The organism is Pseudomonas sp. 50_B (assembly GCF_017491625.1).
Lineage (GTDB): Bacteria > Pseudomonadota > Gammaproteobacteria > Pseudomonadales > Pseudomonadaceae > Aquipseudomonas > Aquipseudomonas danubii.
Map to the genome: position 1 here is coordinate 21,622 of NZ_JAFGYX010000039.1, position 9,868 is coordinate 31,489.

8 protein-coding genes and 1 riboswitch are annotated in these 9,868 nt (G+C 65.4%); all 8 genes read right to left on the reverse strand.

The window, feature by feature from the left end:
• Position 1: 1 nt before the first annotated feature.
• The gene (locus tag J5M73_RS30000) at positions 2–1,978 is read right to left on the reverse strand and encodes a TonB-dependent receptor (RefSeq protein ID WP_243433987.1); all 1,977 of its coding nucleotides are present in this window, start codon (positions 1,976–1,978) and stop codon (positions 2–4) included.
• Positions 1,979–2,075: 97 nt separating this feature from the next.
• Positions 2,076–2,279: riboswitch (cobalamin riboswitch) on the reverse strand.
• Positions 2,280–2,312: 33 nt separating this feature from the next.
• Positions 2,313–3,386 carry an arginine N-succinyltransferase gene (locus J5M73_RS30005; protein ID WP_102861857.1) on the reverse strand — a complete coding sequence of 358 codons (1,074 nt, stop codon included), beginning with the start codon at positions 3,384–3,386 and terminating at the stop codon, positions 2,313–2,315.
• Positions 3,387–3,435: 49 nt separating this feature from the next.
• Positions 3,436–4,452: an arginine N-succinyltransferase gene (locus J5M73_RS30010; protein WP_102861856.1), complete on the reverse strand. Its 1,017-nt coding sequence runs from the start codon at positions 4,450–4,452 to the stop codon at positions 3,436–3,438.
• A gap of 174 nt (positions 4,453–4,626) precedes the next feature.
• On the reverse strand, positions 4,627–5,976 hold the full coding sequence (locus J5M73_RS30015) for an APC family permease (RefSeq protein ID WP_102861855.1): 1,350 nt from the start codon (positions 5,974–5,976) through the stop codon (positions 4,627–4,629).
• A 184-nt stretch (positions 5,977–6,160) separates the two neighbouring features.
• On the reverse strand, positions 6,161–6,913 hold the full coding sequence (locus tag J5M73_RS30020; protein WP_102861854.1) for an N-formylglutamate amidohydrolase: 753 nt from the start codon (positions 6,911–6,913) through the stop codon (positions 6,161–6,163).
• Positions 6,897–8,252 carry a glutamine synthetase family protein gene (locus tag J5M73_RS30025; protein ID WP_102861853.1) on the reverse strand — a complete coding sequence of 452 codons (1,356 nt, stop codon included), beginning with the start codon at positions 8,250–8,252 and terminating at the stop codon, positions 6,897–6,899. The genes J5M73_RS30020 and J5M73_RS30025 overlap by 17 nt, the downstream gene beginning before the upstream one ends.
• Positions 8,249–8,893 carry an isochorismatase family cysteine hydrolase gene (locus tag J5M73_RS30030; RefSeq protein WP_102861852.1) on the reverse strand — a complete coding sequence of 215 codons (645 nt, stop codon included), beginning with the start codon at positions 8,891–8,893 and terminating at the stop codon, positions 8,249–8,251. Before J5M73_RS30030 ends, J5M73_RS30025 begins: the two co-directional genes overlap by 4 nt.
• Positions 8,894–8,895: 2 nt before the next feature.
• Positions 8,896–9,750, reverse strand: a complete 855-nt coding sequence (locus J5M73_RS30035; protein WP_102861851.1) for a MurR/RpiR family transcriptional regulator — start codon at positions 9,748–9,750, stop codon at positions 8,896–8,898.
• Positions 9,751–9,868 lie beyond the last annotated feature (118 nt).

The following is a 9,868-nucleotide window of genomic DNA, read 5'->3' on the forward strand; positions in this document are numbered from 1 at the left end:
CTCAGAAGCGGTAGGTGTAGCGCACTTCGCTGGTAAAGGGCCGGCCGAGGTTGTCCACCGCCGGCGCGCTGCTGGTCATGCTGGTGGTGTAGTCGCGGTCGAACAGGTTCTCCACCAGCAGGCTCAGGCGATGTTGCTGGGCCCTGTCGAGGTAGCGATAGGCATCGGCGTCCACCACCGAGTAGTGGCCGTAGTCGACCTTCTTCGCGCTGTCGATCTGGCCGATGTAGCGGATCGCGCCCCCCACGCCCCACTGACCATCCTCGGACTCGTAGCCCAGTCGCGAGCGGGCGAAGAAGCCGGGAATGTTGCTCAGGGTCACGCCGTTGCGCGACTCCAGCAGATTGCGGGTCAGGTCCGCCGAGAGGTTCCATCGCGGGCTGAACTGCCAGCGGCCGTCGACCTCCATGCCGCGCACCTTGATCCGCCCCTGGCCATTGACCCAGTGGATGCCATCGAGGGCAATCAGGTCGTCGATCTTGCGCTGGAAGGCCGTGACGCTGGCGTTGAACTCGCCGGCCAGCAGGCTGCCCTTGTAGTCCAGGCCGAGCTCGGCATTCAGGCTCTTTTCCGGCTTGAGGTTGCGGTTGCCTTGTTCGTAGTCCTCGTTGACGAACAACTGCTCGGCGTTGGGCAGCTTGAAGGCGCTGCCGTACTGGCCGCGCAGTTGCCAATGGGCGTTGAGGTCGTACAGGGAGGTGAGCATGCCCACGGTGGCGCTTTCGCCGCCGCTCATCTTCTCGTGGCGGATGCCCAGGCTCGGGTGCCAGTCGGGCAGCGCCGCGAACACCGGGCGCAACTGGGTGTACAGGGCATTGGCCTGGGCCTGGTTATTGTCGATCTTGAGCACATCGTCCTGGCCCTTGAACCACTGGTTGTCGGTGCCGAACACCAGCACATGGCCGCCGTCCAGCTCGGCCTTGCCTTCGGCCTGCAGGCCCCAGTCGGTGAAGCCCCAGTAGTCGTTACGGTTTTTGCTCACCAGGCGGCCGTCCTTGAGGCTGTCGATCTTGCTGTAGCGCGTGTCCCAGTCGTTGACATGGCCCTTGACGAAGTAGCTGAAACGCTCGCTCAGGCGCTGCTCGAAGGTCGCGGTGGCGATCTGCTGGATGCGGTCGTTGGTGGTCTTCTGGTTGTTCACCGGGCGGGCGAAATCCAGGTTGGCATCGCTGTACTGGTAGAACAGTTCCAGGCGCGAATCGTCGGCGAAGCCCTGGATCGCCTTGGCGCCGAAGGTGGTCACTTCATAGCCGCGTTTCTTGTCCCGGGTGCTGGCGCTGTAGGCGCTGTTGCGATAGGGCTGGTAGCCATCGGAGACGTTGTGGCTGACATAGGCCAGCAGGCCCAGGTCGCCGAAACCATTGCTGAGGATGCGCTCCACCCGGGCATCGCCGCTTTGCCCCATGAAGCTGTCCAGGCCCAGGTTGACCTCGCCGGAGGTGTCGCGGGTCTGGGGGCTGCGAGTGACGATGTTGATCACCCCGGACACCGCCTGGGTGCCGAACAGCAGGCTCTGGCCGCCCTTGAGCACTTCGATGCGTTCGATGGCATTGGCCGGCAAGGTGTCCAGGTACAGGCCGCCGTACAGACGGTTGTTCAGGCGTACGCCGTCCAGCAGGATCAGGGTGTCGTCGTTGCGGCCCCCCAGCAGTGAATAGGTGCCGTAGTCGAAGGGGCCGTTTTTCGGCGCGACGTAGAGGCCGGGGACGTACATCTGCAGCACTCGGGTGATGTCGCTGCTGGGGCCGGCGCGTTCGATCTGCTGGCGGTCGATGATCTCCACCTTGCTGCCGTACCGGGCCATTTCGGCCACTGTGGTGGACTCCACCGAAGGGGCGGAAACCCATTGCCGCTCCAGTGTCAGGGGAGTGTCGTCCGCCAGCAGCAGGGGGCTGAACAGGCAGCCGAGCAGGGCACCGCTGAGGGGGCGCCGAGGTGCACGCCAGTCGCATGCAAGGAAGGTGTCAGTTGTTGTCATTCTTGGTCTTCTCGAAAGTGACTTCGGGAAGCACGCAGGAGAAGGTATCGGCCACAGGCACGCGACCATACCGGCCCATGCCCGCCCACCGCAGGATTGCCAAACAGACGTTTCAGGCCGGTCTCCGGGCTTGCGAGTCTGGCGGCATTCGCCTTCCCATACCTTGGGTACAGTGGCGTGTTGAATGCAGCACTCGCTTACCGTTGCGGGGGCAGCACCGGACTGGCCCTGAAAGGGCGCACCGGTTTCCCGTTTCACCTCGTGCACGGCGGCATGAGGCACCTGAAACTGGGCGGCATATGAACATTCGCCCCGGCGTTCGTCAATCTCGTGGCTACAGGGGCAGGGCGGCGTCCGGCGCGAGGGCGATCCCGGACTGGCCCTGAGGCCGCGCCGGGCAGGCCAACAGTGGCACGGCGCGTACCGAGTCCCCTGGCTGCAGTTGCAGGCGCTTGGCGGTCAGGCGGTCCACCAGCAGGCAGCCTGAAACCAGGCGCCCGGGGGCGGCGGTGATGCGGCAGTTTTCCAGGCGGCGGTTGTGAATCAGCCACACCGGCGCCTGTTCGTCCGGGCGGCCCACCAGCAACGGCAGGGTCTGGCTTTCGCGCACGCTGCGTATCTTCGCCACTTCGGCCTCGATCAGCGGCCCGCCGTCGAAGATATCGATGCAGCCCTGATGGCTGAAGCCTTCGTCGCGCAGGATGTTCACCGCCTGCTCGGTGCTCTGGTGGGCCTGGCCGATGGCCGCCTGGGCCTGTGGGCTGAGCAGGCAGGTGTACAGCGGCTGGCGCGGCATCAGTTCGGCGATGAAGGATTTGCTGCCATGGCTGGACAGGCGATTGGCCTGCTGGAAGTCCATCTTGAAAAAGTGTCGGCCCAGGCTGTCCCAGAACGGCGAGCAGCCCTGGCTGTCGAGCTGGCCACGCAATTCGGCCACCAGCTTGTCGCCGAACAGCGTCGGGTGCTCGGCGACGAACAGCAAGCGTGCAGTGGACAGCAGGCGGCCGGTGTAGCCCTGGCGCTGGTCGCGGCGCAGGAACAGCGAACACAGCTGGGATTGCCCGGTCATCTCGTTGCACAGGAACAGGGTCGGGATCTCTTTGTCGATACCCAGCCCCGGGGCTCTGCCACGGGTGATGCCGACCCGGTAGTTGTAGCAAGGCTCGCGCAGGCCGATGGCGCCGCTCAGGCCGCAGATGCCGATGATTTGCTGGTCGTCGTCCTCCAGCACGAACAGGTAGTCGGCATCGGCCCGTTCCACCCGGCTGGCGAAGGTGCGCTGGGCCCAGCGCAAGCGATGGGCCAGGCGTTCGGGGTCGGTGGAGAGGTTGTTCAACTCGCGACAGCTGCCCTCCAGCAAAGCCAGCACGCCGGGCAGATCGGTGACGCGGATCGGACGGACGATCATCGGTGCACTCCTTGCAACAGTCCCGGGCAGCGCAGAAGCGGCGGGCCACTCATAACGCGATTCCCCGTACCGGTTCGCCCGGTGTCACTTGCAGGGCCTGGAGCATCGACGGGTCGAGCCCGATCACATCGCCCGGGGCTTCATCCAGAGGCGCGACAATGGCGCGAAATCCCTGCAGTCGGTCATTGCTCAGCAACCAGTGGCGACCCTGGCCACTCTGGGGGCTGAGGTAGCTGGTCGCGACCCGGCTCTGAACGATCGAGCGTAGCTGGTTATTGCGCGCCTGCAGGGTCGGCCCGGCATCGAACAGGTCCACATACTGGGTAGGCGCGAAGCCCTCGTCGATCAGGATGTCGCAGGCCTCCCGCGCATCGGGGTGAATCCGTCCGATGCAGTCCTGGGCCGACGGCGGCAGCATCGGGATGTACAGCGGGTACTGTGGCATGAGTTCGGCCAGAAAGCCTCGGCCCTGAAGGGCGCACAGGCGTTCGGCCTCGATGTAGGGCAGGTCGAAGAAGTGCTGGCCCACCGCCTCCCAGAACGGCGACTCGCCGGCGGCGTTGCTGTAGCCGACGATCTCGCTGATGGTGCTCTCGGCAAAGCGCTGGGGGTGAGCGGCCATGAACAGCAACCGCGCCCGGGACGTCAGTTGCGCCAGGGGCGTGCCCGACAACGCCGGGTCCACGTGGAAGCTGCGCAGCAGGGTCTGTTCGCTGAGGTCCTGGCACAGGGACAGGGTCGGCACCCCGTGTTCGATGTTCAGCTCCCGGGAGCTGCTGATGAAGGGCCGGTTGCGCAGGCTGTAGAACGGCGCGGCAAAGCCCGCCGTGGCAAGAATGTCGGAACAGCCGTGGAGCAGGCCGCTGTCTGGGTCCTCGAGCACCAGAAAGTAGTTCTCCGGGCCCTGGCTGGCCTCGGTCTTGGCAAAGGACGCCAGGGAGTCGAGGATCCTTTCCCGCAGGTAGGTTTCGTCATCCACCAGGGACGTTACGCCCAGCAGGCGTTGGCGGGCCAGGCGCAGCAGTTGGGGCAGATCGAATAACGCCACGGGACGCAAAGCCAGCATGGGTGCACTCCTGTATCAAGGGCCGCTCGCCCCGGGGGGCGAACATGGGCCAGACATCACTGTCGGTTACCACGCAGTTCCACGGCCGCGGGATCCGCCGGCCTGTCCCCGGGCGGCTCTTGGCGGCTGCCTCGGGGGGAAACGCGACGCCATCCGGCGCCGCAGGTAATTCACTTAGGGTTTGAGCGGATCGGGCAGGGCGGCACCGCTGCCCAGCTTGTTCAGCAGGAACAGGTAGACCAGCCCGGCGGCTATCCAGATGGCGCCGAGCTTCTGCGCATCCACGCCCATGTTGTACATGATGGCGCTGACGATCACGAAGCCGATCACCGGGCAGATCAGGTGGCGGATCACCTGGCCGGACTTCTGCCGGCGCCAGTAGAAATTGATCACGGTGATGTGCAGCAGCATGAAGCCGCTCAGGGCGCCGAAGTTGACCAGTGAGGTCAGGGTGTCCACCGAGTTGATGAACAGGTAGCAGATCAGCAGCGACAGCACCGCCACCAGGTAGATGCTGATGTGCGGGGTGTTGTGTTTCGGGTGGACCTTGGCCAGCACCTTGGGCAGCTTGCCGTCCCGGGCCATGCCGAACAGCAGGCGCGACACCGCGGCTTGCGAGGTAATGGCCACCGCCACGCCCCAGGCCAGCGCCGTGGCCACCCCGGTGAGGGTCGCCAGCCAACTGCCGGCGGCCAGTTCGGCGATCTCGTAGAAGGCGGTGTCGGCGGACTTGAAGCCCATGCCGGCGGCCAGGTCCGTGGCGATCCAGGTCTGCACCACGAAGATCGCCCCCATCACCACCAGGGTGATCAGGGCGGCGCGACCGACGCTGCGGCCGGGATCGCCCTTGACCTCTTCGGCGAGGGTCGAGATGGCGTCAAAGCCCAGGAACGACAGCACCGCAATCGAGACGCCCTGCATCAGCATGCCGAAGTGGAAGTTTTCCGGGCTGTACAGCGGCGCCAGGGTCAGTTGGCCGTTGCCGGTGCCGCCGTGCAGGGCGTTCCAGGCGTAGAACAGGAAGATCCCCAGGACCACCAGTTGCGCCAGCAGGAACAGGATGTTCATCCGCGCAGTGAAGGTGATGCCCCGCAGGTTGACGAAGGTGGCGCTGACCAGGAACGCCAGGATGAAGCCGACCTTGGGCACTTCCGGGTACAGGTGGTTGAGGGCCATGGCCGCGTAGACGTAGAGCAGCGGCGGGATCAGCAGGTAGTCCAGGAGCATCAGCCAGCCGGCGAGAAAGCCGACATGGGGATTGAGGCCGCGCTGGGCATAGGAGTAGACCGAGCCGGCGATGGGGAAGGCGCGGGCCATGGCGCCGTAGCTCAGGGCGGTGAAGACCATCGCCACCATGCCGATGATGTAGGCCAGGGGCACCATGCCCGGGGCTTCCTGGTTGACGTAGCCGTAGACCCCGAACGGGGCGATGGGGATCATGAAAATCATCCCGTAGACCACCAGGTCGCGCAGGCTCAGCCCGCGCTTGAGTTCCTGTTTGTAGCCGAATTCTTCAATCTCCATGAAGCAGTTCTCCTTGTAGCCAATGTAAGTGGGCGCATCCGGCGGCGAGGGTCGTCATTGACGCCTCGCGCGCCGGCCTGTGTTTGAACCTGGCAGGGTTAAAGACACACCACAGCGGTTTTTCTTGTTGTTGTTCCTGTCCTGCAAACAGCCTTTGTTGCGTTCAAGCGTCTTTCAACATCCGTTACAGCAGTGGCGCCAGACAGTCGCTCCAGTGCTGCACCGCTTCAGGGCTGCGCAACAGGTCGTTGCGCACCTCGATCAGTACCGACTCCAGGCCCCGGGCATCACCGTGCACCGGCACGGTCATGTCGCTCAAGGGGTCGATTTCATAAGGCTGGTTGCCCGCCACCTTTATCGGCAGGGTCCACAAACCTTCCAGTATCCGCGCCGCGTAGGCGGTGGCGCTGCCATACAGCACGCCGACTTCCAGCGCGCGTGGCTGGCTGTAGTACACCGGGGTGAAGCTGTGAATCCCCACCACTCGTACCTCGCGCCCCTCGGCCAGGCGCCGGTCGATGATCCGCTGCAGACGCTGGTGGAACGGCGTGAACAGCTGCTGGCGGCGGTACTCGCGGGTGGCCTCGTCCAGGTGCTGGTTGCCCGGCACCTGATAGATCTCGCTTTGCAGCGGGATGCTGTCGGGGGCATGCCGCGGCCGGTTGAGGTCGATCAGCAGCCGCGAATAGTTGGCCGCGATCAGGGTCGCGCCCAGGGCCCGGGACAGGCTCTGGGCCAGTTCCAGGGCGCCCGGGTCCCAGGCGATATGCTCGCGGGCCGCCACCTTGTCCAGGCCCAGGTCGTGCAGGGCCGGTGGAATGTAGTGGCTGGCGTGTTCGCACACCAGGATCAGCGGATGCGTGGAGTCTTCGCGGAACAGGCGATAGGCCGGCTCGGTATAGAAACCGTGCTCGGCGGATTTAGTACAGGTGTCCATAGTGCTCACAGAGATCGGCAGCGGTCAGGTGCTCGGTCAGGGACACTTCCTTTTGTTTGACGGCGAAATAGGTGCTCAGCAGCTCCGGCGGCAGGGTCTGCAGCAATTCCGTGTTGCTGCGCAGGCATTCCAGGGCCTGGGTCAGGGTGCTGGGCAGGGGGACGATGCCGCTGGCCAGGCGCTGTTCGGTGCTCAGCTCATCGGGGACCTTGTCGGTCATTGCGTTGAGCGGCAGCTTCTGTTCAAGGCCCAGGCGTCCGGCGATCAGGATCACGGCCATGGCCAGGTGTGGCGAGGCGGTGGCATCCAGGGCGCGGAATTCCAGGTTGTACTGCGGCGCCAAGGGCTTGCCGCCGATGTCCACGGTGGGGCAGATGCGCAGCGAGGCTTCGCGGTTGCGCAGGCCCAGGCAGGCGTAGGAGGCGCTCCAGTGATGGGGTTGCAGGCGTTCATAGGACAGCGGCGTCGGCGCGGTGAAGGCGCACAGTGCCGGCAGGTGCTTGAGCACCCCGGCGGCCCAGTGCTGGCCCAGCCGTGACAGGTCGTCGCCGCGGACCGCCAGGGGATCGTAGAGCAGTGGCGTACCGTCCAGGTCTTGCAGGCTCAGGTGCAGGTGCACCCCGTTGCACACGGCGTCCGCCGCGGTCTTGGGGGCGAAGCTGACCCGTTGCCCCAGCTGCCGGGCCACCTCCCGGGTGATCTCGCGCACGTTCACCGCGCGGTCGGCGGCGGCCAGGCCCTGGGTCGGGCGGCAGGTGATCTCGTATTGCTGCTTGCCGTATTCGGGGAGGAACATTTCCGGTTCGACAGCGGCCGCCCGCAATGCCGCCAGCAGCCAGCCACCGAAGGCCGCGCCCTGGCGCTGGGCCTCCAGGGAGAAGGCCAGGTGCTCGCGCTGAGCGGCGCCGCTGTCGAGGTTGAATTCGTGCTCGAAGGCGGCGGTGATCTGGATGCCCAGCTCACGGTAGCGCTCGACTTCGTTGCGCAGCAGGGTGCGCGGGCAGGCGGCCCAGGGCTGGCCATCGGTCTGGCAGATATCGGCGTGAATGTAGTCCAGGGGCGCGGCCGTGGCATCCGGACCGGCGCCGACAGTGACCCGGCTGTCCAGGTCGGGAATCAGCCGCAGGTCGCCATAGGCGCCCCAGGGGTTGTCCTCGGCGATCAGGTCCTGGGGCGTCAGGGCGCTGTTGGCCGGCACCCAGCCACAGCCGCCGACCCGGTAGCGCTCCAGCTCGTCGCTGGGAAAGGAGCGGCCCCGGGTGACGCCGATCAAATCGGTGGTGACGATGCTGGTCATGGCCAGTGGCGTCAGGGCCTCGATGCCCTGGCCGCGGCTCATCCGCGGATCTCCCGCAGGCGGCCGAGCACGGTCTGGGTATCGGTGATCCAGCAGTAGCCCTTGATCGCATTCAGGCAGGCCTGGTGCCGAGTATCGCTATAGGTGGCGCAGGCGTCCTCGACCAGGGTCACCAGGTAGCCGCGGTCGGCGGCGTCACGCACGGCCATGTCCACGCACTGGTCGGTGACGATCCCGGCGACGATCAGGTGCCGGGTTTCCAGGTTGCGCAGCACGTAGTCGATGTTGGTGGAGTTGAACACCCCGGAAGAGGTCTTGGGCAGGACGATCTCGTTTTCCACCGGTGCCAGCTCGTCGATGATTGCCGCCTGGGGGCTGCCCTTGGGCAGGTGCATGTCCGACAGCTTGTGGTCCAGGGAGCGGTCACGGCCGTCGGCGGTCAGGCTTTCGATAATGGTGTGCAGCACGTTCTGCCGTGCTTCGCGCACTGCGGCCAGCAGGCGTTGCTGGTTGGGGATCACCTGCTCCCGGGCACGCTTGAGAAAGGCCTCGCCCTCGGGGCCTTGCAGGTGCGGGTCGAACTGCGGTTCGAGCCAGGCGCGCTGCATGTCCACCAGCAGCAGGGCCGTGTGATCGACGACGAAGGGCAAGTCCCGGGGCGAACGGTGGGGCAGGCTGAACATCCTTATTTCTCCTCCAGCACATGGGTATCAAATTGCGCCCGCAGGGCGTCGATGCCCTCCAGGCGTTGATCAAGATCGGCGCTGCGCGGGGTCAGGCAGGCGATCAGCGCCTCGACCTGGGCCAGCGCCGGCACCAGGGTGTCGAATGGCGACAGGGACTCCACCGGGGCACTGATGATCAGGTCCGCCAGCTCCCGCAGCGGCGAGGCATAGATATCGGTGAACAGCACCACCCGGGCGTTGCGCGCCTTGGCTGCGCTGGCCACCCGCAGGGCCTGGGACTGATAGCGGCGGTAGTCGAACAGCAGCACCACATCCTGGCGCTGCAGATCGAACAGGCGGTCCGGCAGTTGCGCGTTGTCTTCAAGAAAGAAACAGCCGGGGCGCATCAGCCGCAGGTGGTTGAGCAGGTAGTGGGCGAGGAAGCTGCTGAAGCGTCCGCCAAAGCAGTACAGCTGATGACGGCTGTCCAGCAGCCAGTCCATGAGTACGCGGATGTCTTCGGGCTGGGTCAGGGACTGGGTGTCGTGCAGGGCGCGCTGGCTGTCCGCCAGGTAGCGGCTCCAGGTATCGCCCTGGGCCACTTGTGAGCGTGGGCGCAGCAGGGTGCTAGGGGAGCGCAGGCGGTCGTCCATGTCGCTGAGCAGGGCTTCCTGGAATTCCCCGTAGCCGCTGAAGCCGAGTTTCTTCACCAAGCGCACGATGGTCGGGTCGCTGACCCCGGCGTGTTCTGCCAGGCGTGACATTGGCCCCAATCCGTTGCGCGGGTAGTGGTCGAGCAGGGCGCGCACGACTTTGCGCTCTGAAGGCGTCAGGTCGAGGGCGGGGTCGGTGATCAGGTCTCGGAGAGAGGGCATCGGGGTGCCTTGGAAGCTGAGTGTCGTTTTTGTTTCATAAAATGGCTAAATGATATTTATGTAATGGACGTTACATGTCTAGTGAAATTTGCGTTGGTGGTGAAATGCTCTGAAATGG

What these genes read in the sequence shown, in the direction of transcription:
- J5M73_RS30035 (WP_102861851.1), bottom strand. Translation starts at nt 9,750, where the DNA reads ATGCCCTCTCTCCGAGACCTGATCACCGACCCCGCCCTCGACCTGACG.
- J5M73_RS30005 (WP_102861857.1), bottom strand. Translation starts at nt 3,386, where the DNA reads ATGATCGTCCGTCCGATCCGCGTCACCGATCTGCCCGGCGTGCTGGCT.
- J5M73_RS30025 (WP_102861853.1), bottom strand. Translation starts at nt 8,252, where the DNA reads ATGAGCCGCGGCCAGGGCATCGAGGCCCTGACGCCACTGGCCATGACC.
- J5M73_RS30020 (WP_102861854.1), bottom strand. Translation starts at nt 6,913, where the DNA reads ATGGACACCTGTACTAAATCCGCCGAGCACGGTTTCTATACCGAGCCG.
- J5M73_RS30015 (WP_102861855.1), bottom strand. Translation starts at nt 5,976, where the DNA reads ATGGAGATTGAAGAATTCGGCTACAAACAGGAACTCAAGCGCGGGCTG.
- J5M73_RS30010 (WP_102861856.1), bottom strand. Translation starts at nt 4,452, where the DNA reads ATGCTGGCTTTGCGTCCCGTGGCGTTATTCGATCTGCCCCAACTGCTG.
- J5M73_RS30000 (WP_243433987.1), bottom strand. Translation starts at nt 1,978, where the DNA reads ATGACAACAACTGACACCTTCCTTGCATGCGACTGGCGTGCACCTCGG.
- J5M73_RS30030 (WP_102861852.1), bottom strand. Translation starts at nt 8,893, where the DNA reads ATGTTCAGCCTGCCCCACCGTTCGCCCCGGGACTTGCCCTTCGTCGTC.